This window comes from Eubacterium sp. ER2, from assembly GCF_000765215.1.
Taxonomy (GTDB): domain Bacteria; phylum Bacillota; class Clostridia; order Lachnospirales; family Lachnospiraceae; genus Claveliimonas; species Claveliimonas intestinigallinarum.
Genome location: NZ_JPJE01000002.1, coordinates 15588 through 39280, shown reverse-complemented (window position 1 = coordinate 39280; position 23693 = coordinate 15588). Strand labels below are relative to the sequence as shown.

The 23693-nt window shown below is 54.0% G+C and carries 21 protein-coding genes; all 21 read left to right on the top strand.

Annotated features, from left to right (window positions below):
* Positions 1–182 precede the first annotated feature (182 nt).
* The 21 genes from rho to xylB all read left to right on the top strand — a co-directional run bounded on the left by rho (position 183) and on the right by xylB (position 23659).
* A complete protein-coding gene (gene rho / locus NI21_RS0100515) occupies positions 183–1682 on the top strand; it encodes a transcription termination factor Rho (RefSeq protein WP_033124289.1) in 1500 nt (499 codons plus the stop codon).
* 98 nt (positions 1683–1780) lie between these two features.
* On the top strand, positions 1781–1984 hold the full coding sequence (gene rpmE, locus NI21_RS0100510) for a 50S ribosomal protein L31 (protein ID WP_033124288.1): 204 nt from the start codon (positions 1781–1783) through the stop codon (positions 1982–1984).
* Between the two features lie 70 nt (positions 1985–2054).
* On the top strand, positions 2055–2996 hold the full coding sequence (locus tag NI21_RS0100505; protein ID WP_033124287.1) for a DUF1385 domain-containing protein: 942 nt from the start codon (positions 2055–2057) through the stop codon (positions 2994–2996).
* Positions 2959–3840 (top strand): peptide chain release factor N(5)-glutamine methyltransferase, encoded by an 882-nt coding sequence (gene prmC, locus NI21_RS0100500; protein WP_033124286.1) that lies wholly within the window; start codon positions 2959–2961, stop codon positions 3838–3840. The genes NI21_RS0100505 and prmC overlap by 38 nt, the downstream gene beginning before the upstream one ends.
* Before the next feature lie 28 nt (positions 3841–3868).
* Positions 3869–4942 (top strand): peptide chain release factor 1, encoded by a 1074-nt coding sequence (gene prfA, locus NI21_RS0100495; RefSeq protein ID WP_033124285.1) that lies wholly within the window; start codon positions 3869–3871, stop codon positions 4940–4942.
* Positions 4943–4975: 33 nt separating this feature from the next.
* The gene (locus tag NI21_RS0100490) at positions 4976–5881 is read left to right on the top strand and encodes a DUF2156 domain-containing protein (protein ID WP_033124284.1); all 906 of its coding nucleotides are present in this window, start codon (positions 4976–4978) and stop codon (positions 5879–5881) included.
* 66 nt (positions 5882–5947) lie between these two features.
* The gene (locus NI21_RS0100485; RefSeq protein ID WP_033124283.1) at positions 5948–7135 is read left to right on the top strand and encodes a pyridoxal phosphate-dependent aminotransferase; all 1188 of its coding nucleotides are present in this window, start codon (positions 5948–5950) and stop codon (positions 7133–7135) included.
* Positions 7136–7151: 16 nt separating this feature from the next.
* Complete coding sequence (hisC, locus tag NI21_RS0100480; RefSeq protein ID WP_033124282.1) at positions 7152–8213, top strand: histidinol-phosphate transaminase; 1062 nt, start codon at positions 7152–7154, stop codon at positions 8211–8213.
* A 3-nt stretch (positions 8214–8216) separates the two neighbouring features.
* Positions 8217–9065, top strand: coding sequence for a DUF368 domain-containing protein (locus NI21_RS0100475; protein WP_033124281.1), 849 nt, complete (start codon positions 8217–8219; stop codon positions 9063–9065).
* 32 nt (positions 9066–9097) lie between these two features.
* A complete protein-coding gene (locus NI21_RS0100470) occupies positions 9098–9916 on the top strand; it encodes an AraC family transcriptional regulator (protein ID WP_033124280.1) in 819 nt (272 codons plus the stop codon).
* Positions 9917–9922: 6 nt separating this feature from the next.
* On the top strand, positions 9923–10951 hold the full coding sequence (locus tag NI21_RS0100465) for a substrate-binding domain-containing protein (protein ID WP_033124279.1): 1029 nt from the start codon (positions 9923–9925) through the stop codon (positions 10949–10951).
* A gap of 3 nt (positions 10952–10954) precedes the next feature.
* Positions 10955–12457, top strand: coding sequence for a sensor histidine kinase (locus NI21_RS0100460; RefSeq protein ID WP_033124278.1), 1503 nt, complete (start codon positions 10955–10957; stop codon positions 12455–12457).
* A complete protein-coding gene (locus NI21_RS0100455) occupies positions 12435–14036 on the top strand; it encodes a response regulator (protein WP_033124277.1) in 1602 nt (533 codons plus the stop codon). The genes NI21_RS0100460 and NI21_RS0100455 overlap by 23 nt, the downstream gene beginning before the upstream one ends.
* Positions 14033–15118, top strand: coding sequence for a sugar ABC transporter substrate-binding protein (locus tag NI21_RS0100450; protein ID WP_052083733.1), 1086 nt, complete (start codon positions 14033–14035; stop codon positions 15116–15118). Before NI21_RS0100455 ends, NI21_RS0100450 begins: the two co-directional genes overlap by 4 nt.
* 187 nt (positions 15119–15305) lie before the next feature.
* Positions 15306–16412, top strand: coding sequence for a multiple monosaccharide ABC transporter substrate-binding protein (chvE, locus tag NI21_RS0100445; RefSeq protein WP_033124276.1), 1107 nt, complete (start codon positions 15306–15308; stop codon positions 16410–16412).
* Between the two features lie 99 nt (positions 16413–16511).
* Complete coding sequence (mmsA, locus tag NI21_RS0100440; protein WP_369792750.1) at positions 16512–18029, top strand: multiple monosaccharide ABC transporter ATP-binding protein; 1518 nt, start codon at positions 16512–16514, stop codon at positions 18027–18029.
* 2 nt (positions 18030–18031) lie between these two features.
* Positions 18032–19192, top strand: coding sequence for a multiple monosaccharide ABC transporter permease (gene mmsB, locus NI21_RS0100435; RefSeq protein WP_033124274.1), 1161 nt, complete (start codon positions 18032–18034; stop codon positions 19190–19192).
* Between the two features lie 156 nt (positions 19193–19348).
* Positions 19349–19738, top strand: coding sequence for a hypothetical protein (locus NI21_RS0100430; RefSeq protein WP_033124273.1), 390 nt, complete (start codon positions 19349–19351; stop codon positions 19736–19738).
* Positions 19739–19982: 244 nt separating this feature from the next.
* A complete protein-coding gene (locus NI21_RS0100425; protein ID WP_033124272.1) occupies positions 19983–20603 on the top strand; it encodes a DUF4867 family protein in 621 nt (206 codons plus the stop codon).
* Positions 20604–20639: 36 nt separating this feature from the next.
* Complete coding sequence (locus NI21_RS0100420) at positions 20640–22124, top strand: L-fucose/L-arabinose isomerase family protein (RefSeq protein WP_033124271.1); 1485 nt, start codon at positions 20640–20642, stop codon at positions 22122–22124.
* Between the two features lie 77 nt (positions 22125–22201).
* Positions 22202–23659, top strand: a complete 1458-nt coding sequence (gene xylB, locus NI21_RS0100415; RefSeq protein ID WP_033124270.1) for a xylulokinase — start codon at positions 22202–22204, stop codon at positions 23657–23659.
* The last annotated feature ends 34 nt before the right edge of the window (positions 23660–23693 follow it).

Genomic DNA, 23693 nt, shown 5'->3' with positions numbered 1-23693 from the left:
TACCGCTTATAATCATAACATTCATTTATTTGCGGCGCAATAAAAAACATTTCTATAAAATTGGGGGTTTAAAAATCGGGAAAGGTATTGTATAATAAGCCTATATTTCAGTTCGGTCAAGTCAGACTAACAATCCCGAAAACATAAAGATAAACAAACAGTGAAAGAAAGGATTAGTTTATATGCGAGAAAAATATGAGTCTCTTTCCCTTGCCACGCTGAAGGATCTTGCGAAAGCGAGAGGACTGAAAGGTATCTCCGGCCTGAAGAAGGCGGAGCTTATCGAGCGTATGCTTGAGGAGGATGAAAAGGATAAACAGAAAGCGGAGAAGGCGGAGGAGAAATCTGCCGACAGACCTGCGGAGAACAGAAGCGCCTCGCGGGGGGACAGGCATGAGAGGTCTGATCAGCACCGCCAGGAGGGGCATCGCAAAAATATGAAAAATGTGAACGCAAACCACTCTGATATGAACCAGGTGAAGCTGACTGAGGACAATGTAAAAGAGCTGTCCGCCAACACGGGAGACCGGGAGATCCATGACATAGACCGCCTGGACAGCGGCATTACAGCCCACGGCATCCTGGAGGTCATGCCCGACGGGTACGGTTTCATCCGGTGCGAGAACTATCTGCCCGGGGACAACGACGTGTACGTGTCCCCCTCCCAGATCCGCAGATTTAATCTGAAGACCGGGGATATCCTGGAGGGAAACACGAGGATCAAGACACAGCAGGAGAAATTCAGCGCTCTTCTGTACCTGTCCAGGATCAATGATATCCATCCCGCCGTGGCGGCCAGAAGGCCCAACTTTGAGGATCTGACCCCCATCTTCCCCAACGAGCGGCTGTCCCTTGAGAGCGGCAGGAGCAGCACAGCCATGCGTATCATGGATCTGCTCTCCCCCATCGGAAAAGGGCAGAGAGGTATGATCGTGTCCCCGCCGAAGGCAGGAAAGACTACCCTCCTCAAGGAGGTGGCCCTCTCTGTCAAGAGGAATAATCCGGAGATCCATCTGCTCATCCTCCTCATCGACGAGCGCCCCGAGGAGGTGACAGACATCAAGGAGACCATCGCGGGAAAGAACGTGGAGGTCATCTACTCCACCTTTGATGAGCTGCCGGATCACCACAAGAGGGTGTCCGAGATGGTGATCGAGCGGGCCAAGAGGCTTGTGGAGCACGGCAAGGACGTGATGATCCTTCTGGACAGCATCACCAGGCTGGCCAGGGCCTACAACTTGATCGTGCCGCCTTCAGGGCGCACCCTCTCCGGAGGTCTGGATCCGGCGGCCCTGCACATGCCCAAGAGGTTCTTCGGAGCGGCCAGAAACATCCGGGAGGGCGGAAGCCTGACGATCCTGGCCACAGCCCTTGTGGACACGGGAAGCAAGATGGACGATGTGATCTACGAGGAGTTCAAGGGAACAGGAAACATGGAGCTTGTGCTGGACAGAAAGCTGTCTGAGAGGCGTATGTTCCCGGCTATCGACATTCCCCAGTCCGGCACAAGGCGGGAGGATCTGCTTCTTTCAAGGGAAGAGCAGGAGGCCGTCACATCCATGCGCCGTGCTCTCAACGGCATGAGGGCGGAGGAGGCCGTAGACAATATCCTCAACATGTTCACACGCACCCGGTCCAACAGGGAGCTTGTGCAGCTTGTAAAAAAGACAAAAATAATCTAGACAAGAGTAAAGTTTTGTGATACAATTACAGAGCTGTTTAGAAAAAGAATAAGATTATTGCGCTCTGGCGCGAGAGAATAAAGAAGAGGTGAAAGGCAATGAAAGAAGGAATACATCCAGCTTACTATCAGGCAACTGTAACATGCAACTGTGGAAACACATTTGTGACCGGTTCTACAAAAGAAGATATCCACGTAGAAATCTGCTCCAAGTGCCATCCGTTCTACACAGGACAGCAGAAAGCCGCTCAGGCTCGCGGACGTGTAGATAAGTTCAACAAGAAATACGGCCTGGACAAATAAGATGACAGTGAAAGGGTTGAGATTTTACGATCTCAACCCTTTTTCATAGCAGGAATTAAGGAGGACATCTATGAAATCTTCGAATATAGGCGGCCAGGCGGTCCTGGAAGGGATCATGATGAAGCACAGAGAGGAGTATGCCGTGGCGGTGAGGAAGCCGGACGGACAGATCGAGGTGAGCCGGGACCGCTACACGGGGATCGCCGGCAGAGTGGGCGCCCTGGCAAGGGTTCCCTTTATCCGGGGGATTTTCAATTTTGTAGATTCCCTTGTGCTGGGGATGAAGACCCTCACCTGGTCGGCCAGCTTTTTTGAGGACGAGGAGGAAGAGAAAAAGGAGCTGACAAAGGACCAGGAGGAGCAAAAGGAGAGACAGGAAAAGTGGATCATGCGGGGCGTTGTGGCTTTCTCCGTTGTGCTGGCGGTGGGCATCTTCATGGTGCTTCCCTATTTCCTGTCCGGACTTTTGGAGCCCCTTGTCCCCTCCTATCATGTGCGAACCGTGATCGAAGGCTTCGTGCGCATCGGTATCTTTATCGTCTATATCCTCCTCATTTCCAGGACGGAGGATATCCAGCGCACCTTTATGTACCACGGGGCGGAGCACAAGTGCATCAACTGCATTGAGCACGGCCTTCCCCTGACGGTGGAGAACGTGCGGATCAGCTCCAGGCAGCACAAGAGATGCGGCACCAGCTTTCTCTTCTTTGTCCTGCTGATCAGCATCATCCTGCTGCTCCTCGTCCAGGTGGAGTCCCCGGTCATGCGGGGGGCCGTGCGCATCGCCCTTCTGCCGGTCATCGCGGGGATTTCCTACGAGGTGCTCAAGGCCGCGGGAAATTCAGACAATCCGGTCATTAATCTGCTCAGCATGCCGGGACTTGGCATACAGAGACTGACCACAAAGGAGCCGGATGACAGTATGATCGAGGTGGCCATCCAGGCGGTGGAGGCTGTCTTTGACTGGAGGGAATATGAGAGAGAAAACTTTGGCACAGACCGGGCAGCTTAGGGCCCTTGTGAGGGAGGCGGCGGAAAAGCTGTTTGAGGCCGGGATCGAGGAGGCGCACCTGGACGCCAGACTTCTTCTGGAGTATGCCGCCGGCATCACTGTCCAGGACTACATGATGGATCCCTTCCAGGTGCTGCCGGAGGAGAAAGTGCGGGCCTACCACGAGGCGGTGGAGAAGCGGGCCGCCAGGATCCCTCTGCAGCACATCACCGGGCAGCAGGAATTCATGGGATATCCCTTCCGTGTCAATGAGCACGTGCTGATCCCAAGGCAGGACACGGAGACGTTGGTGGAGTGCGCTCTGGAGAAGCTGGAGCCGGAGATGGAGGTACTGGATCTTTGCACCGGTTCCGGGTGCATCGCCGCCAGCCTCTATTTAATAGGAAAAAAGCAGGGGAAGGTGTTCCCGGATCGCTGTTTTGACGCGGCAGACATCTCGGCGGAGGCCCTTGACACAGCGAGGGAGAACTGCCGGGCGCTGGGGGCGCAGGTACGCCTGATACACAGTGACCTTTTTGAGAGGATCGAAGGCTCCTACGACATGATCGTGTCCAACCCGCCCTACATCAGGCGCGGCGTCATAGAGGGGCTGCAGGAGGAAGTGCGGCTGCACGACCCCTACATCGCCCTGGACGGCCACGAGGACGGCCTTTACTTCTATCGCCGGATTGCCGATGAGGCGGGCCGGCATCTGAAGCGGGGCGGATGGGTTCTCCTGGAGGTCGGACATGACCAGAGTAAGGACGTGTCCCGGCTCCTTGCGGAGGCCGGATTTACCTGCATCCAGGGGAAAAAGGATCTGGCCGGACTTGACCGTGTTGTCATGGGCATGTACAATAAATAAAGTGCAATGAATAGTAGGAGGAGAGAACATGTTTGATAAATTGGACGATCTGCTCGTGCGCTATGAGGAAATCATGAACGAGCTGTCAGAGCCGGGCGTGGCGGACAATCAGGACCGCTTCCGGAAGCTGATGAAGGAGCAGAATGACCTGGCCCCTATTGTGGAGGCATATAAAGAGTACAAGGCAAACAACCAGGCCATCGAGGACAGCCTGGTGATGCTGGAGGAAGAGACAGACGAGGAGATGAAGGAGCTGGCCAAGGAGGAGCTGAGTGAGTCCAAGGCCAGAGTGGAGGAGCTGGAGCAGAAGCTGAAGATCCTCCTTCTCCCCAAGGACCCCAACGATGACAAGAACGTTATCGTGGAGATCCGCGCCGGAGCGGGCGGCGATGAGGCGGCTCTCTTCGCAGCCGAGATCTACCGCATGTACGTCCACTACGCGGAGAGCCGCAGGTGGAAGACAGAGCTGATCTCTGTCAATGAGAACGGCATCGGCGGCTTCAAGGAGGTGGTCTTTATGATCACCGGCCAGGGGGCCTACTCCAGGCTGAAGTACGAGAGCGGCGTCCACCGTGTGCAGAGGGTGCCGGAGACAGAGAGCGGCGGCCGCATTCACACATCCACCATCACCGTGGCCATCATGCCCGAGGCGGAGGATGTGGACGTGGTCATCGATGAGAAGGATATCCGCATCGACGTCATGCGAGCCTCCGGAAACGGCGGACAGTGCGTCAACACCACGGACTCGGCTGTCCGTCTGACCCACTACCCCACAGGCATCGTGATCTACAGCCAGACAGAGAAGTCCCAGCTCCAGAACAAGGAGAAGGCCTTCCGGCTCCTGAGATCCAAGCTCTATGACCTGGAGCTGGAGAAGCAGCAGGCATCCCAGGCGGAGGCCCGCAGAAGTCAGATCGGCACAGGGGACCGGTCCGAGAAGATCCGGACCTACAACTTCCCCCAGGGACGAGTGACAGACCACCGGATCAAGCTTACCCTCCACAAGCTGGACAGTGTGATGAACGGGGATCTGGACGAGATCATCGACAGCCTGATCGCGGCGGACCAGGCGGCCAAGCTGGCGAATATGAACGAAGAATAGACAGAGTTTAAGGAGAATAAGGACTGATATTGTATGTTGGAATTTGATTTTAAGAGGCCCCAGCTGGAGGACAAGGAAGTGATTTCCCATTATTTTAAGCATCACACCAGCCGCAGCTGTGAGCGGACCTTTGTGAATGTATTTCTCTGGGCAAGGTTCTACAATGTGACCTTTGCCATCATTGAGGACACGCTCGTCTTCAAGAGCGAGGATGAGAACAGCTTTGCCTTCGCCTACCCGGCGGGAGAGCCGGAGAACGTGAAGAAGGCGCTGGATACGCTGTACCAGTACAGCCAGGAGCGGGGCGTGCCCTTCCGGCTGTACAACGTGACCCCGGATCATTTTGAGCAGATCGAGGCATGGTATCCGGGACGGTTCCAGATTGAGTACAACGAGGATCTGGCCGACTATGTGTACGAGTCAGAGAAGCTCTGCACCCTGGCGGGCAAGAAGCTCCACGGCAAGCGGAATCACATCAACAAGTTCAAGTCTCTCTACGAGGGGCGGTGGAGCTATGAGACCATGTCAGGCGACAATGTGGAGGAGTGCTTCCAGATGGCGCTGAAGTGGAGGAACCAGAACGGCTGTGACGACGATCCGGAGAAGAACTCCGAGATGTGCGTCACACTCAACTCCCTGCGGCTTTTCAGGGAGCTGGAGCTGACGGGAGGCATCCTCAGGGTGGACGGACAGATCGTGGCCTTCACCATAGGGGAGCCGGTCTGCTCCGACACCTTTGTGGTGCATATTGAGAAGGCCTTCCCGGATGTGCAGGGAGCCTACACCATGATCAACCAGCAGTTTGTGGAGCATGAGTGCATGGACTACAGGTATGTGAACCGGGAGGAGGACACGGGGGACGAGGGACTGCGCAAGGCAAAGCGCTCCTACAGGCCTGTGTTCATGGTGGAAAAGGGCGTTGTGACAGAAAAAAATTAGGGTCTGCAGGCGCGCCGGAAAGGGCGGGGCAGGCAGAACCAGGTGCAGGATAAGGAGGAAAAAGAAATGATCGCAGATAAGATGAAGGGAATGGTGGCAAACAGCTCAGCAATCCGTGCCATGTTCGAGGAGGGCACAAGGATGGCGGAGAAGTTTGGAGCGGAGAATGTATATGATTTCAGCCTGGGCAATCCCAATGTCCCGGCTCCCGCCTCTGTGAAGAAGGCGATTATCGAGCTTCTTGATGAGGAGGACCCGGTGGTGCTCCACGGCTACACCAACAGCAACAGCGGCTACGCGGACGTGAGAGAGACAGTGGCCCAGTCCTTGAACCGGCGTTTCGGAACCTCCTTTGAGGGAAAAAACATAATCATGACCGTTGGGGCAGCAGGGGGGCTCAACGTGATCCTGAAGACATTGCTGAACCCGGGGGACGAGGTCATTACCTTTGCGCCCTACTTTGGAGAGTACCGCTCCTACACGAACAACTATGACGGAGTTCTCGTAGAGGTATCTCCCGACACAGCCACCTTCCAGCCCAAACTGGACGAGTTCGAGACAAAGATCACCCCGAAGACAAAGGCGGTTATTGTCAACACCCCCAACAACCCAACCGGTGTCGTGTACTCTGAGGATACCATCAAAAGGCTGGCGGCCATCATGGAGGCAAAGCAGAAGGAGTTCGGAACAGATATTTACCTCATCTCCGATGAGCCTTACCGTGAGCTGGTGTACGACAAAGTGGAGGTTCCCTATCTGACGAAATACTACGCCAACACGATTGTCGGCTATTCCTACAGCAAGTCCCTGTCCCTGCCGGGAGAGCGAATCGGCTACCTGGTCATCCCGGACGAGGTGACGGACAGCGAGACCGTGCTCTCTGCCGCCAATGTGGCCACCCGCATCCTGGGATTTGTGAACGCCCCCACTCTGCAGCAGAAGGTGGTGGCAAAGTGCATCGACGAGGAGACAGACATCTCCTTCTACGACAGGAACCGGGAGACTCTCTACGGCGGCCTGAAGGAGTGCGGCTTTGAGTGCATCAAGCCGGAGGGGGCCTTCTACCTCTTTGTAAAATCTCCGGTGGAGGATGAGAAGGAATTCTGCGCGGCGGCCAAGAAATACCACATCCTCATGGTGCCTGGAAGCTCCTTTGCCTGCCCGGGCTACGTGCGGCTGGCCTACTGCGTGTCCCACGAGACCATTGTGAATTCGCTTCCGGGGTTCAGGGAGCTGGCCAAAGAGTATTTCTAGAGAGGACGGACAACGCATGGAAGCATTTGAGCGAAATATACGGAAAGTGGAACCCTACGTGCCGGGTGAGCAGCCCCGGCAGAGGGTGGTCAAGCTGAATACAAATGAAAATCCCTACCCCCCGGCGCCGGGGGTGGAGCGGGCTCTTAAGGAGCTTGACACGGCGGATTTCCGCCTGTATCCGGATCCGGCCTGCAGCGTGCTGGTGGACGCCATCGCGGATTTCTACAAGGTGGGAAGAGATCAGGTGTTCGTGGGAGTGGGCTCCGACGATGTCCTGTCCCTGTGCTTCCTCACCTTTTTCAACTCGGATAAACCGATCCTTTTTCCGGACATCACCTACTCCTTCTACAAGGTATGGGCCCAGCTGTACCGCATCCCGTATGAGTGCAAGAGGGTGGATGAGCAGTTTCGAATCGTTCGGGAGGACTACTACGGGGAGAACGGGGGCGTCATTTTTCCCAACCCCAACGCACCCACGGCCCTCTACGAGGATCTGGAGCTTGTGGAGGATATCCTCCGCCACAACCGGGATGTGATCGTCATTGTGGACGAGGCCTACATAGACTATGCGGGGCCATCGGCTGTGGAGCTGGTGGACCGGTACGACAATCTTATCGTGACCCAGACCTTCTCCAAGTCCCGGTCCATGGCGGGCATGCGCATCGGATATGCCATTGCGAATCCGAAGCTGATCCGGTATCTGAACGATGTGAAATACTCATTCAACTCCTACACTCTGAACCGTGCCTCCCTCGTGTGCGGGGCGGAGGCGGTAAAGGACCGGGCCTATTTTGAGGAGACGGTGGAGAAGATCAAAGCCACGCGGGAGAGAGCCATGGAGAGGCTTGGAAGCCTTGGCTTTTCCTGTACAAGGTCCAGCGCCAACTTCCTCTTTGCTACCCATCCGGACTGCGACGCGAGGGAGCTCTTTGAGGCGCTGAAGAGAGAGGGCATCTACGTACGCTGGTGGGATAGCGAGAGAATCCGCCAGTACATGCGCATCACAGTGGGAACGGATGAGGAGATGGAAAAGCTCTTTGCCTTCCTGGAACAATATCTTTCAAAAGGGGAATAAAACATGTTAAGACTTATATTACAGGGAGTTGTGGTCGGAGTGGCCAATATCATACCGGGAGTCAGCGGCGGAACCATGATGGTCGCCATGGGACTTTACGACAGGCTGATCCACGCCATCACCCATCTGAAGAGTGAATTTGGAAAGAGCATGAAGCTGATCCTTCCCATTCTGATAGGGGCGGCGCTTGCCATTGTGATCCTGTCCAGGGTGTTCGAGTTTCTTCTGGAGGTGTATCCGATCCCGACGAACTTTGCCTTCTGCGGACTCATCGCCGGCAGCCTTCCCTTTATCTTCCAGAAGGTGAAGGGCCACAGGCCGACCGTCAGCAGGATGATTCCGCTTCTCGTGTTCTTTGCCATTGTCATCCTGATGGCTGTCATGGGGGAGACAGGGGGAAAGGCGGCGGATGTGAGCTTTACCCTGATCAACGAGATCAAGCTGCTGCTGGTGGGGATTATCGCCGCGGCCACGATGGTTATTCCGGGTGTGAGCGGCTCCATGATGCTGATGCTGCTGGGCTATTACGATACGATCCTTCGGACCATCAACCAGTTTATGGACGCCCTGTTTGCCTTTGACGTGCCGGAGCTTCTGGTGCGGTGCGGCATACTGATTCCCTTTGGCATCGGCGTGCTGCTGGGAATTTTTCTGATCGCCAAGATCATAGAATTTATTTTTGCCCGGGCAGAGATCCACGCGTACTACGCCATCATCGGCCTGATCGTGGCGTCTCCCCTGGCGATCCTCATCAAGATCGACTGGAGCACGTTCTCGATCCTCACACTTGCCGCGGGCATTGTGGCATTTGTGGCCGGCTGGTTTGTCGCAGGGCGCCTGGGAGGAGAATAGACTGACTCACAGAAACAGCCGGAGGTGCTTTTATGGAATATTCCCACGAGATCATAAGACCCAACGAGGACATCCCCTTCAAGCTTTTTGTGTTCGAGGGGAAGGACGGAAACTACATAAGGCAGAAGCACTGGCATCGGTCCATAGAGATATTCGCCCTCTTTGAGGGGGAGCTGACGTTCTTCATCAATGAGGAGGAATATCCCTTAAGGCCCGGTGAGTTTATGCTGGTCAATTCCAACGAGGTACACTCTGTATTTTCGCCAAGGGCAAACCAGACTATCGTGCTGCAGATACCGCTCTCTACGTTTGAAAATTACTACACTGATGAGCGGTTTATTTATTTTTCCCGCAGCTCCAGGCTCCAGGACGACGAGGTGATGAAGCTCATCGAGGATATGTACCGGACCTACAGGGCCAGGGAATGTGGCTACGAGCTGAAGGTACAGAGCCAGTTCTACATGCTGATCTACATCTTGGTGACAAAGTACCGGAAGATGGAGGTCAATCCGGAGATGGTGCGCATTGGGAAAAAGCTGAACCGCCTGTCCGCCATCACGGATTATATGAAAAAGAACTATAATAAGGAGCTGTCCCTGGAGACGCTGGCCAGAACCTTTGGCTACTCGCCCACCTATCTCTCCAGGATGTTCCGAAAGTATGCCAGGACAAACTATAAGGCCTACCTGGACGGCATCCGCCTGGAGCACGGCATGGAGCAGCTTGAGAGGACGGATCTCTCCATAGGGGAGATCGCGGTGCGGTGCGGCTTCCCAAACAGCAAGTCCTTTTCCAGAGCGTTCAGGGAGAAGTATGGGGTGCTGCCGAGCAGATTTCGAAAAGGGGACTGACAGGGAATGAAGTATTTTAAAGATAACAACCGGCTGATGTATGTGGTCATGGCAGCCACGGTCCTCCTTGCCCTGAGTATCATGGTCGGATTCAGTGTGTTTCTGAACCAGGACAGAGACGGGAAGAAGGGGGACGCGGACGATGGACAGAGCTATGCCTACCATGTGGCCATGGTCAGCGGAGATACATCGGACGTGTTCTGGGAGTCTCTCTATGAAGAGGCCAGAAGCACCGGCGCCAGTGCCGGCATCTACGCGGAGAATTTCGGCGCTCTGCTGAACGAGGACTACACGGCCTCGGAGCTGATGCGCATGGCGATAGACTCAAGAGTGGACGGGATCATTGTGGAGACGGACGACACGAAGGATATAGAGGAGTTGATCGGCCAGGCGGAGGAGGCGGGCATCCCCGTCGTCACGCTGATGGAGGATATTCCGGAGAGCGGCCGGGTCAGCTACGTGGGGGCCAATGATTATACTCTGGGTGAGATGTACGGGCAGGAGGTGCTGAAGGCGGTGGGAAGTGACAGGACCAGCGCGAGCGCCGCGGTGCTCGTGCCGGTGAACGAGGAGGAAACCTCACCCAGCTTTATCTACACCGGCATCAGTGAGACGGTTGGCCGTGCCTCCGGAGCTATATCCGTGTCCACGGTGCGGACAGGGGAAGACAGGGAGTTCCTGTCAGAGGAGCGGGTGCGCAGCCTTCTGCTGGACGAGGAGAGCCGCCCGGATGTGCTTGTCTGCCTGAATGTGGTGGACACCATCAGCGCCTACCAGTGTGTCAGGGATTACAACCTGGTGGGGAAGGTGAAGATCATCGGCTACTACTCCTCCCCGGAAATACTGGAGGGTATCCAGAAGGGCATCATCGAGTCCACCATTGTGGTGGATGCCAGGGAGGCAGGGGAGCTGTGCATGCAGGCCATGGAGGAGTATCTGTCCCAGAGATACACAAGCGAGTACTTTCCGGTGTCTGTGAAGCTGGTCAATGAGGCAAACGTGGAAGAGTATATCCAGGAAGAAAGCGGGGAGTAAGAGATGGAGGGATCCCAGTCAAAGTCAATACGTGTGAAGCTGGTGGAGATATTCCTCATTGTGTCGGTCACGGTTTTTGTCATTGTGATTTTTATCTACTATAATCTGAACAGGACTATACGGGAGATGGATACGGTCTACAACAGCAATATCCAGTTTAACGACCTGTCAGAGAACGTGGGGGAAATCCAGAATTCTCTCTATCAGTATCTGAGCACAAAGAGCTCGGACTCCCTGGAGGACTATTACCGGTACAGCCAGGACTATCAGGAGCTTCTGGACGGACTGAACAATCAGGTCAGCGGCGATCCGGTGAAGCTGGCGGAGAAAAATATCTATTACCTGTCCCAGACCTATCTGGAGGTGGCGGACGAGGCGGTGGACAGAAAGAGGGGAAGGGACGCGGCGGGAGTCCGCGAGTCCTACCAGGAGACGGAGGAGATATACGGCTATATCCAGGCCAACATAAGCAGCGTCAATACCTCGACGTTTGTGAGCAACGCCAAGAACTACTCTACGCTGCGGGTGATCTTAAGCTATACCACCGGCTTCAGCATCTGCGTTCTCTTCGGAGTCATGGCGATCGCGGTGGGATGGATCATCATGATGACCAGGAGCATTACGAAGCCCCTGATCGAGCTGGCTGGCGTGGCCACTGAGATCGCCCAGGGAAATATGGATGTGGATTTCCCTATTGTGGAGACCGGCGATGAGGTGACTGCCGTGGCCAAGGCCTGCAACAAGATGATCGGCAGCATCCGCAATTATATAGAAGAGACAAAGAGAAACTATGAGAGGGAGAATGAGCTTGTGGCCAATGAGCTGCGGATGAAAAACGACCTGAAGGAGGCCCAGCTCAAGTACCTGCAGGCACAGATCAACCCCCATTTCCTTTTTAACAGTCTGAATGCCGGCGCCCAGCTGGCCATGATGGAGGGGGCAGAGAAGGCCTGTATGTTCATCCAGAACATGGCGGATTTCTTCCGGTACAATGTCCGGAAGATGGAGAAGGACGTGACCCTGCGGGAGGAGCTGCAGCTTGTGGACAGCTACATTTACATCCTGAACGTAAGGTTTGCGGGGGATATCCACTACAGCAGACAGATCGATGAGAGGCTTCTGGACATTTCCATGCCCAGCATGATCCTGCAGCCCATCATCGAAAATGCTGTCAACCACGGTATCCGTGAGATGGAGGGTGAGGGAGTCATCCACCTGTCTGTCTTTGGGAATGAGGCCGAGGTGTGCATAGAGATCACGGACAACGGAGTGGGGATCGAGCCCGAGACCGCGGCTAAGGTCATGCGAGGAGAGAGCGTCCACAGCATGAGCGGCCGGGACTCGGAGGGAATCGGCCTGGACAATGTGATCAACCGGCTGCGCAGCTACTATGGCAGACAGCATGTGTTTGAGATCAGGAGAAGAGAAGAGGGGGGAACGGCGGTAACGCTGTACATTCCGAAGAAAGGGGAGGAGCTAGAGGATGACGAGAATACTGATCTGTGACGATGAGGGAATTGTCAGGCAATCTCTTCAGTTTATGATCGAGAAGGCCTTCGGTGATGAGTGCGAGCTGGAGTTCGCGCGAAACGGAAGGACGGCCATAGAGCTGGCTGAGAGCTTTCACCCGGATATCATCCTGATGGATATCCAGATGCCGGGTATCAATGGGCTGGAGGCCATGCAGGAGATACGAAAGGAAGACAAGCATGTGGTCTTTATCGTGCTGACTGCCTATGATAAGTTTGAGTATACCCAGAAATCCATCGACGTGGGCGTCCTGTCCTATCTGACCAAGCCCATCAACCGGGATACGCTGACGGACACCCTGAGAAAGGCCATGAAGCAGGTGCGGGACCGCCGGGAGAAGGCCAGAAACGACCTGCGGATCAAGGAAAAGCTGGAGGCCGTCGTCCCCATGATCGAGAGCGGTTTTGTGTACAGCGTTCTCATGGAGGGAACCGGCAAGGAGGAGTACGTCGGATACCGGGACCTCCTCAACGTGGAGGAGGAGTACGGCTACGTCATGGTGATCGAGTGCGGTGATGAGCTGCACAGAGGAGAGCTGACCAACACGGTGGGCTCGGGCATTAAGCTGCAGAAGCATTACATGGTCTTCCGGGAGACAGTAAAGGAGGCCACCGGAGGAATCGTGGGAGCCCTCATGGCCAACAAGGTGATCGTGCTCATTCCGTGTCAGAGCGAGGAGGAGGAGTACAGCCAGCGGGTCATGAAGATCGAGAACACCCGGGCTCTCCTGCGGAAGCTGGAGCAGCAGACGGAGCTGAAGTTCAAGGCCGGTATCGGCACGGTGAAGAGCTGGAAGGAGATGGAGGAGTCCTATCGTGAGGCCCTGGAGAGCGTGCACCAGACAGTGGGAAAGGTGATCCACGCGAAGGATATCTCCACGAGCTGCGGCTATGCCGACGACTATCCCGTTGATCTTGAGAAGCAGCTCTTTGAGGCCGTCCGGGAGGGGGATGTGGAGAACACCCGAATCCTGGGCGAGCGGTATATGGACTGGATGCAGGGCTACGAGCCGAAGCTGAAGAACGTGGTCCGGCTGAAGGCTATGGAGTTTGTCCTCTGGGCGGAGCATCTTGCCTATATGCAGGGAGGCCTCTCCGAGTACCGGTTTGAGGACAGAGAGGGGTATATGGAGCTCCTCCTCTCCTTTAACTCTTACCAGGAGCTGCGGCACTGGTTTTTGAAAAAGCTGGACGAGAGCGTCTGCCACATTGCCCGGAAGCAGCAGACAAAGACAGACAGCGTGGTGGAGCAGGCAAAGCAGTACATTGCGGAGCATTTTAACAAGGAGCTGTCCCTGGAGGAGATGGCCAGGGAGGTGGGGATCAGCCCCTACTACCTGAGCAAGCTCTTTAAGGAGTCCGAGGGGACGGGCTACATAGAGTACACGACAAAGCTGCGGATGGATTACGCCAAGGAGCAGCTGGGGACCACCGACAGGAGCATCAAGGAGATCTGCCATGACGCGGGCTACCAGGATCCCAACTATTTCAGCCGCATTTTTAAAAAGTGGACAGGCATGACGCCGACAGAGTACCGAGGGGGTGTATCTATATGATGAAACTAAAAAGACTGGCTGCAGCTGCAGCCGCCCTGATCGCGGCGGCGGGTCTCCTTCTGACCGCCTGCGCGGACACCTCTCAGGAGACCTCCCAGGAGCCCTCCGGGGAGATGGAAAAGGAGACGGACGAGGGGATCCGCATCGGCATCACCTTTGACACCTTTGTGCTGGAGCGCTGGACGAGGGACAGGGATGTGTTCGTGGACACGGCCCGGAAGCTGGGAGCCACAGTGGACGTGCAGACAGCCAACGGGGACGTGGAGAAGCAGAAGGCACAGATCCGCAAATTCACGGAGGAGAACATGGACGCCATCGTCGTTGTGGCGACAGACTGCTACGCTCTGTCAGAGGAGGTCAAGGACGCCCGAAACAAGGGAATTCAGGTCATCTCCTACGACAGGCTCATCCAGGGGGAGCAGACGGATCTGTACATCACGGTGGACAACGAGATGGTGGGTGCCCTGATGGCCCAGAGCATCAAAGAAAATCTCCCGGATGGAGGAAATGTAGTCATGATCTGCGGCCCGGAGGCAGACTCCAACAGCATGGACGTGGTGAACGGCTTTGAGGCGGAGCTGGGCGAGGGGCCCTGGAAGATCGTGTACAAGAGCCATGTGAAATCCTGGACTCCGGAGAACGGCACCCAGGCCGTGGCGGATGCCTTTGCGGGGACGGAGGAGCAGATCGATGCGGTTATGTGCGGAAACGATGGGCTGGCCGGCTATGTGATCCGGTCCCTGAGCGAGAGACAGCTTGCCGGGGATGTGGTGGTGGTTGGCCAGGACGCGGATCTGGAGGCCTGCCAGAGAATCGTGGAGGGAACCCAGGCCATGACCGTCTTCAAGCCCATCAACGATCTGGCCAAGGAGGCGGCGGAGTGCACCGTAAAGCTGGCAAAAGGGGAACAGATCACGGGAGACCTGCTGGATGCTTCCGACGTGAAAGAAAATGAGGATGGACAGAAGGTTCCCTACTACGGGCTGGAGCCGGTGGCCGTGACAAAGGAGAATATGGACAGGGTGATCATTTCCTCGGGCTTCCACTCCAGGGAAGAGGTATACCTGAATGTAGAAAACTGACAAAAAGAGACGGGAACAGCACGTGTCAATAGGACATTTTTAACAGGGACAAGCACAAAAATGTGCTAGTCCCTTTTTTGAACCTGAATTTTCGTAAATTTGTGCAGACCTTTGCAAACATGTCCAGATGACATCCTGTTATAGTAATACCATCAAATAATTCTTAAATGAATGGAGGAACGATATTATGAAAAACAGAACAAAGAGACTTCTGGCAATCGGCCTGATCGCTGCGATGACAGCATCTCTGGCTGCATGCTCAAGCGAGGGAAGCGGCGGAGCTACCTCCGGAAGCGATGACAAACAGACTGAGGCCGGATCAGGAAAGATCGGCGTTGCCATGCCGACAAAGGATCTGCAGAGATGGAACCAGGACGGCGAGAACATGAAGAAACAGCTGGAGGATGCCGGATACGAGGTTGACCTTCAGTTCGCGAACAACGATATCGCCACACAGGTTTCCCAGATTGAGAACATGATCTCCGGTGGCTGCGACCTTCTGGTTATCGGCTCCATCGACGGCGAGTCTCTCGGAACACCTCTGGCAACAGCAGAGGAGCAGGGTATTCCGGTTATCTCCTACGACCGTCTGATCATGAACACGACAGCTGTTAAATACTATGCCACATTCGACAACTACTTAGTTGGCCAGAAGCAGGGCGAGTACCTGGTGGACGCTCTCGACCTTGAGAACCAGGCAGGACCTTTCAATATCGAGATCTTCACAGGTGACCCGGGTGACAACAACGTAAACTTCTTCTTCGGCGGCGCTATGGATGTCCTTCAGCCCTACATTGACGAAGGAAAGCTGGTTGTTCAGTCCGGACAGACGACAAAAGAGCAGTGCGCTACAGCAGACTGGTCCACAGAGAAGGCTCAGTCCAGAATGGATGCGATCTTAAGCTCCAACTACGCAGACAAGCAGCTTGACGCTGTACTTTGCTCCAACGACTCCACAGCACTTGGTGTTGAGAACTCTCTTGAGGCAAACTACACAGGCGAGTGGCCGATCATCACAGGTCAGGACTGCGATATGCCGAACGTTAAGAACATTGTAGCCGGCAAGCAGGCAATGTCTGTATTCAAAGACACACGTCTCCTTGCAGAGCAGACCGTTAAGATGGTAGACGCCATCATGGGCGGCGAGGAAGCAGAAGTAAACGATACAGAGTCCTACGACAACGGAACAGGTGTCATTCCTACATACCTCTGCGAGCCTACAGTTGTAACCATCGACAACTACGAAGAGATGCTGATTGACTCCGGATACTATGAGGCATCCGATATTCAGTAAGAGTGAAAATGTAACTTGTGAAAATGCAGGCGGGAACGAGTGGCCCGCCTGTTTTATGAAGGAAAGGGAGGGAGAACATTGGCAAATATCCTGTTGGAGATGAAAAATATTACCAAGACTTTCCCCGGCGTCAAGGCACTTGACAATGTAAATCTGCAGGTGGAGGAGGGCGAGGTCCACGCTCTTGTGGGTGAGAACGGAGCCGGGAAATCCACACTGATGAACGTCTTAAGCGGTATCTACCCGTACGGCAGCTATGAGGGAGATATCATATACAACGGAGAAGTTTGTAAATTTAACAAGATCAAAGACAGCGAAGAAAAAGGCATCGTTATCATCCACCAGGAGCTGGCTCTTGTACCGGAGATGACGATCGGTGAAAATATGTATCTGGGAAATGAGCAGGGAAAATCCTTTGCCATCGACTGGAGCAGAACATACGGGGAGGCGGACAAATACCTGAAGCAGGTAGGACTGAAAGAGTCCTCCCGCACACTTATCAAAGACATTGGAACCGGCAAGCAGCAGCTTGTGGAGATCGCCAAGGCTCTGGCCAAGAACGCGAAGCTGCTCATTCTCGATGAGCCCACATCTTCTCTGAACGAGGAGGATTCCCAGGCGCTCCTGGATCTTCTGCTGGAGTTCAAGAAGCAGGGCATGACTTCGATCATTATCTCACACAAATTAAATGAGATTGCCTATGTGGCAGATAAAATCACTGTAATCCGTGACGGCTCTACCATTGAGACGCTGGACAAAAAGAAGGACACCTTTACGGAGGACAGGATCATCAAGGGGATGGTTGGCCGTGAGCTGACGGACCGTTTCCCCAAGAGGGAGAAGAAAAATATCGGGGATGTGGCCCTGGAGGTAAAGAACTGGACCGTGCATCACCCGCTGTATTCTGAGAGAAAAGTCGTGGACAACGTATCCATGTACGTGAGAAAGGGAGAGGTTCTCGGTATCTCCGGACTGATGGGTGCAGGACGTACCGAGCTGGCCATGAGCATCTTTGGAAAGAGCTACGGCAAAAACATTTCCGGACAGCTGTTTATAAATGGAAAAGAAGTGCATCTCCACTCTGTAAAGGATGCTATCAAACATAAACTGGCCTACGTGACAGAAGACCGGAAGGGGAACGGACTGATCCTGAGCAATCCTATCCGTGTCAATACCACTCTTGCGAATCTGGAAGGAGTCAGCAGCCACGGTGTCATCGACAACGACAAGGAGATCGCCGTTGCGGAGGAATACCGCGAAAAGCTGCGGACAAAATGCCCCTCAGTGGAGCAGAACGTAGGGAACCTGAGCGGTGGTAACCAGCAGAAGGTGCTCCTGGCAAAATGGATGTTCGCTGAGCCGGATGTGCTGATCCTGGACGAGCCCACAAGAGGTATCGACGTGGGAGCCAAGTATGAGATCTACTGCATCATCAACGATCTGGTGGCGCAGGGGAAATCCGTGATCATGATCTCCTCCGAGCTTCCCGAGGTCCTCGGCATGTCAGACCGCATCTACATCATGAATGAAGGAAAGATGGTGGGAGAGCTGAGCGGGGAAGAGGCAACCCAGGAACTGATCATGTCACGCATCTTGAAATCGAGCAAAGGAGAATAGCTATGGAAAAGAGTAAAGTATCAGAATTTTTGAAGAAGTATACAATGGTCATTGTCCTGGTCATTGTGGTATTGTTTTTTGCATGGCAGACAGGCGGAAGGATGCTCCTGCCGCAGAACGTCAACAACCTGATCGCGCAGAACGCGTATGTATTCATCCTGGCAACAGGTATGCTGCTCTGTATCCTGACAGGCGGTAACATCGATCTGAGCGTGGGATCTGTAGTCTGCTTCGTGGGCGCTGTGGGCGCTACGGTCATGGTTAACATGAAGATGAATGTGTTCATCGGTATCATTGTCATGCTGGCGGTAGGACTGGCCATCGGCGTATGGCAGGGCTTCTGGATCGCCTACAGGCGTATCCCTCCATTCGTTGTAACTCTGGCAGGTATGCTCATGTTCAGAGGTCTCTCCAACATCGTGCTGGACGGCTTCACCATCGCGCCTATGCCCCAGGGCTACCTGAACCTGTTCAACAGCTACATCATTGACTTCTTCGGAGGTCAGGGACTGAACATTACCTGTGTGCTCATCGGTGTGATCGCGGCAGCTGTCTTTATCTTCATCACATTCAAGGGAAGAATGTCCAAGGTCAAGAAGGGCTACGCGGTGAACAAGGCAAGCAACGACATTATCCGCTGCGCTATCATCAGCATTGTTATCATCGGCTTTATGTGGAGACTGGCACAGTACAAGGGTCTTCCCAACATGCTCCTTTGGATCGCTGTGATCGTCCTCATTTACGGGTACATCACATCCAAGACAACCATCGGACGTCACCTGTACGCCATCGGTGGAAATGAGAAGGCTGCACAGCTCTCCGGTATCAACACAAACAAGGTGTACTTCTTCGCCTACGCCAACATGGGACTTCTGGCAGCAGTTGCAGGTATGGTGACCATCGCCCGTCTGAACTCTGCTAACCCGACAGCCGGTGACAGCTACGAGATGGACGCCATCGGATCCTGTTTCATCGGCGGCGCATCCGCATACGGCGGAAGCGGAACTATCCCCGGCGTTATCATCGGTGCTACGCTGATGGGTGTCATCAACCTTGGTATGTCTATCATGGGTATCGACATGAACTGGCAGAAGGTTGTAAAGGGTCTGGTTGTTCTGGCGGCTGTTATCTTCGACGTGGAGTCCAAGAAGAATTCCAGATAAACAGAGAACAAATGTTACATGCAGAGGGAACGGCAGTTTTGCAGACCGCCGTTCTCTTTTTTGTGTATCCATGTGTTATGTGAAGCTGGACATCTGCCTCTCCCTGTGCTATAATCCATTTACTCAAAAGATTTACGGCAAGGAGGTGAACAGAATATGACAAGCCAGGAATTGTTGATCTCAATAGGAGAAATGCTGGAAGCAAAAATCAGTCCCCTTCGTGAAGATATCCGTGAACTCAGGCTGGATATGAGCGATGTAAAGCAGAATATCAGTGGCCTGAAGCAGGAGATGGGCTCCATGCGGTCAGAGATTGGTTCCATGAGAGAAGAAATGGGTGGAGTGAAGCAGAGGTTGACCCGGATCGAGACCACGCTGGAGAACGAGACAAACCGCGGGATCAGAATAATTGCGGAGGGACATCTTGACTTATCGAGAAAGCTGGATGACGCGCTGAAAGTAGACAATGAGAAGGAACTGCTGCTTCTTCGGGTTACACATCTTGAAAATGAAGTACACATAATCAAAGAGCGGATGGCTCTTTAGCTTTATCCTGCCCCAAAACAGGTATCTGTTAAATATCTTTATCTTTTCGTGTAAGCGGCATATGCTGCTGTCAGATGATGTGAGTTGTTGTTTTTTATTTTCCCCAAAACAATGTGATACAAAATAGCAGAGAGAAGAGTGCAAAAAGATAAGAATTTGCCATAAAGAGCACAAAAAATTGGTGGTATTCAATAAAAAATGTTGATATACTGACTTTAGTGAATAAAAGAAGGAGGAGATGGACATGCAGATCCAGAAAGTGACGGATGCGTCCTTCAGGGCATACGGCAAGGTGCTGGAAGGCTATGATTTCGGCCGCCTGTTAAAGGAGATGGAGCACACGCCCCTGCCCGCTGACGATGTCATCTATGTGCCCTCTGTGGAGGAGCTGGAGACCCTTCCGGTGGCGGAGGAACTGAAAAACCGTGGGTTTGGTGGTCTGCCGATCGAGATCGGATACTGCAATGGAAACAATAAAAAGCTCAACGCATTGGAGTATCACCGCTCGTCAGAGATCAATGTGGCAGTGACGGATGCTATCCTGCTGATCGGAAAGCAGCAGGATGTGGAGCCGGATTACACCTACGATACATCGAAGGTGGAGGCATTTCTTGTTCCTGCCGGGACAGCCATAGAGGTGTATGCCACAACGCTTCACTACGCTCCCTGTACAGTGGGGGACAAGGAAGGCTTCCGCGTGGTAGTCGTGCTGCCTAAGGACACCAACACGGACCTGACCTTCCCTGTGGGAAAAGACGGGGAGGACAGGCTCATCACCGCAAAGAATAAGTGGCTTATCGCCCACGAGGAAGCAAAGATCGAGGGCGCGTTTAACGGATTAAAAGGAGAGAACATCACACTGTAGAATGTTTGATAAAATTTAAAGGAGGAATGAAACACTATGAACAACATGCCAGAAGTAAAAATCGGAGTTGTGGCTGTAAGCCGTGACTGTTTCCCGGAGAGTCTGTCTGTGACGAGAAGACAGAACCTGATGAAAGCCTACACAGAGAAGTACGGCTCAGAGGAGATCTATGAATGTCCTATCTGCATCGTGGAGAGTGAGATCCACATGGTGCAGGCTCTTGAGGATATCAAGAAGGCAGGCTGCAATGCTCTGTGCGTATACCTTGGAAACTTCGGACCGGAGATCTCCGAGACACTGCTTGCAAAGCACTTTGACGGACCGAAGATGTTCATCGCCGCTGCGGAGGAGTCAGGAAATGACCTTCTGGACGGAAGAGGAGACGCATACTGCGGTATGCTCAACGCAAGCTATAACCTGAAGCTGCGCAACGTAGGAGCCTACATTCCGGAGTATCCGGTAGGCGACGCTGAGGACTGCGCGGACATGATCCACGAGTTTGTTCCGATCGCAAAAGCAATTGTGGGACTGAACAACTTAAAGATCATCTCCTTCGGACCCCGTCCGCTGAACTTCCTCGCCTGCAACGCACCTATCAAGCAGCTCTACAACATCGGCGTGGAGATCGAGGAGAACTCAGAGCTCGACCTGTTCGAGGCTTTCAATAAGCACGCAGGGGACGAGAGAATTCCCGCCATTGTCAAGGAGATGGAAGAGGAGCTGGGAGCCGGAAACAAGAAGCCGGAGATCCTGTCCAAGCTGGCTCAGTATGAGCTGACTTTAAAAGACTGGGTGGAGGAGCACAGAGGCTACAGAAAATATGTGGCGATCGCCGGAAAATGCTGGCCTGCATTCCAGACACAGTTCGGCTTTGTGCCCTGCTATGTAAACAGCCGCCTGACAGCCCAGGGCATTCCGGTGTCCTGCGAGGTGGATATTTACGGAGCTCTCAGCGAGTTCATCGGAACCGTTGTGAGCAACGATACAGTCACCCTGCTTGACATCAACAACAGCGTGCCCAAGGATATGTACAACGAGGATATCAAGGGCAAATACAACTACACACTTCAGGATGTGTTCATGGGCTTCCACTGCGGAAACACAGCCTCCTCAAAGCTGTCCTTCTGCGAGATGAAGTACCAGAAGATCATGGCAAGAACGCTGCCTGAGGAAGTGACACAGGGAACTCTGGAGGGAGACATCGTTCCAGGCGATATCACATTCTTCCGCCTGCAGAGCACATCAGACAACATCCTCCGTGCGTACATCGCGCAGGGCGAGGTGCTTCCGGTGGCATCCAGATCCTTCGGAGCAATCGGCGTGTTCGCTATTCCGGAGATGGGACGCTTCTACCGCCATGTGCTGATCGAGGGAGGCTTCCCGCATCACGGGGCAGTCGCTTTCGGACATCACGGAAAAGCGCTGTATGAAGTGTTCAAATACATAGGCGTTCCGGTGGACGAGATCGGATACAACCAGCCGGCGGGCGTGAGATATCCGACAGAAAATCCCTGGAGATAAGTAAAAGAGCAGCTATATTGACAATACAACAGGGCGGGGTGACAGCATAACCCCGCCCTCTGTTTCAGGAGGTACATATGTTATATATTGGCGTGGATCTCGGCACATCAGCGGTGAAGCTCCTTCTGATGGACGAGACAGGAGATATCAAAAATATTGTGTCAAAGGAGTACCCTTTGTTCTTCCCTCATCCGGGCTGGTCTGAGCAGAACCCGGAGGACTGGTTTGAAAAGTCCATGGAGGGGATTCGAGAACTGACAGAAGGATTTGACAGGTCAAAGGTGGCGGGCATCAGCTTTGGCGGGCAGATGCACGGCCTGGTGGCCCTTGACAAGGATGATCAGGTGATCCGGCCGGCCATTCTCTGGAATGACGGCCGCACCGGGGAGGAGACCGACTACCTCAACAATGTGATCGGCAAGGACAAGCTTTCCCAGTACACAGCCAACATCGCCTTCGCGGGATTTACAGCCCCCAAGATCCTCTGGATGAAAAAGCACGAGCCGGAGAATTTTGCGAAGATTGTAAAGATCATGCTGCCCAAGGATTATCTGGCCTACAGGCTGTCCGGCTCCTTCTGCACAGATGTGTCAGACGCCTCAGGCATGCTGCTGATGGATGTGAAGAACCGCTGCTGGTCCAAAGAGATGATGGAGATATGCGGCATTACAGAGGAGATGCTTCCAAAGCTTTATGAGAGCTACGAAGTAGTAGGAACTTTAAAGGAAGACGTAGCGGAAGCGCTGGGACTTTCAGCCGACGTAAAAGTGATTGCGGGCGCCGGGGACAATGCGGCTGCCGCTGTGGGAACCGGCACAGTAGGAGACGGCATGTGCAACATTTCCCTGGGCACATCCGGAACGATCTTTATCTCCAGCGAGAATTTCGGCGTGGATGAGAACAATGCCCTCCACTCCTTTGCCCATGCGGACGGAAACTACCACCTGATGGGATGTATGCTCAGCGCTGCCTCCTGCAATAAGTGGTGGATGGAGGATATTTTAAAGACAAAGGATTTCGGAAAGGAGCAGGAGGGGATCCAGAAGCTGGGAGAGAACAATGTGTTCTTCCTTCCCTACCTTATGGGAGAGCGCTCTCCTCACAATAATCCGGACGCGAGAGCCATGTTCATCGGCATGTCCATGGACACCACAAGAGAGGATATGACCCAGGCTGTGCTGGAGGGTGTTGCCTTTGGCCTTCGGGACTCCCTGGAGGTGGCCAGAAGTCTGGGCATCCAGATCGAGCGGACGAAGATCTGCGGCGGAGGAGCCAAGAGCCCTCTCTGGAAGAAGATCATTGCCAATGTCATGAATCTGAAGGTGGATGTGATCGAGAGCGAGGAGGGCCCGGCCCTGGGCGGCGCCATGCTGGCGGCTGTGGGCTGCGGCGAGTACCCGGATGTGAAGACCATCGCGGAGAAGATCGTGAAGGTCGTGGACACTGTTGAGCCGGAGGAGGAGCTGGTGAAAAAGTACGAGGAGAAGTACCAGAAGTTCCGCACCATCTATCCCACGGTGAAGTGTCTGTATTAAAAAACAGGATGAAAAAACAGCAGGCTCCAAAATC

Coding starts and splice junctions, on each gene's coding strand:
- mmsB (WP_033124274.1), top strand. CDS start 18,032: ATGGAAAAGAGTAAAGTATCAGAATTTTTGAAGAAGTATACAATGGTC.
- NI21_RS0100485 (WP_033124283.1), top strand. CDS start 5,948: ATGATCGCAGATAAGATGAAGGGAATGGTGGCAAACAGCTCAGCAATC.
- NI21_RS0100490 (WP_033124284.1), top strand. CDS start 4,976: ATGTTGGAATTTGATTTTAAGAGGCCCCAGCTGGAGGACAAGGAAGTG.
- rpmE (WP_033124288.1), top strand. CDS start 1,781: ATGAAAGAAGGAATACATCCAGCTTACTATCAGGCAACTGTAACATGC.
- NI21_RS0100450 (WP_052083733.1), top strand. CDS start 14,033: ATGATGAAACTAAAAAGACTGGCTGCAGCTGCAGCCGCCCTGATCGCG.
- NI21_RS0100430 (WP_033124273.1), top strand. CDS start 19,349: ATGACAAGCCAGGAATTGTTGATCTCAATAGGAGAAATGCTGGAAGCA.
- NI21_RS0100455 (WP_033124277.1), top strand. CDS start 12,435: ATGACGAGAATACTGATCTGTGACGATGAGGGAATTGTCAGGCAATCT.
- mmsA (WP_369792750.1), top strand. CDS start 16,512: ATGAAAAATATTACCAAGACTTTCCCCGGCGTCAAGGCACTTGACAAT.
- rho (WP_033124289.1), top strand. CDS start 183: ATGCGAGAAAAATATGAGTCTCTTTCCCTTGCCACGCTGAAGGATCTT.
- prmC (WP_033124286.1), top strand. CDS start 2,959: ATGAGAGAGAAAACTTTGGCACAGACCGGGCAGCTTAGGGCCCTTGTG.
- NI21_RS0100505 (WP_033124287.1), top strand. CDS start 2,055: ATGAAATCTTCGAATATAGGCGGCCAGGCGGTCCTGGAAGGGATCATG.
- NI21_RS0100460 (WP_033124278.1), top strand. CDS start 10,955: ATGGAGGGATCCCAGTCAAAGTCAATACGTGTGAAGCTGGTGGAGATA.
- NI21_RS0100475 (WP_033124281.1), top strand. CDS start 8,217: ATGTTAAGACTTATATTACAGGGAGTTGTGGTCGGAGTGGCCAATATC.
- NI21_RS0100470 (WP_033124280.1), top strand. CDS start 9,098: ATGGAATATTCCCACGAGATCATAAGACCCAACGAGGACATCCCCTTC.
- NI21_RS0100425 (WP_033124272.1), top strand. CDS start 19,983: ATGCAGATCCAGAAAGTGACGGATGCGTCCTTCAGGGCATACGGCAAG.
- prfA (WP_033124285.1), top strand. CDS start 3,869: ATGTTTGATAAATTGGACGATCTGCTCGTGCGCTATGAGGAAATCATG.
- chvE (WP_033124276.1), top strand. CDS start 15,306: ATGAAAAACAGAACAAAGAGACTTCTGGCAATCGGCCTGATCGCTGCG.
- xylB (WP_033124270.1), top strand. CDS start 22,202: ATGTTATATATTGGCGTGGATCTCGGCACATCAGCGGTGAAGCTCCTT.
- NI21_RS0100420 (WP_033124271.1), top strand. CDS start 20,640: ATGAACAACATGCCAGAAGTAAAAATCGGAGTTGTGGCTGTAAGCCGT.
- hisC (WP_033124282.1), top strand. CDS start 7,152: ATGGAAGCATTTGAGCGAAATATACGGAAAGTGGAACCCTACGTGCCG.
- NI21_RS0100465 (WP_033124279.1), top strand. CDS start 9,923: ATGAAGTATTTTAAAGATAACAACCGGCTGATGTATGTGGTCATGGCA.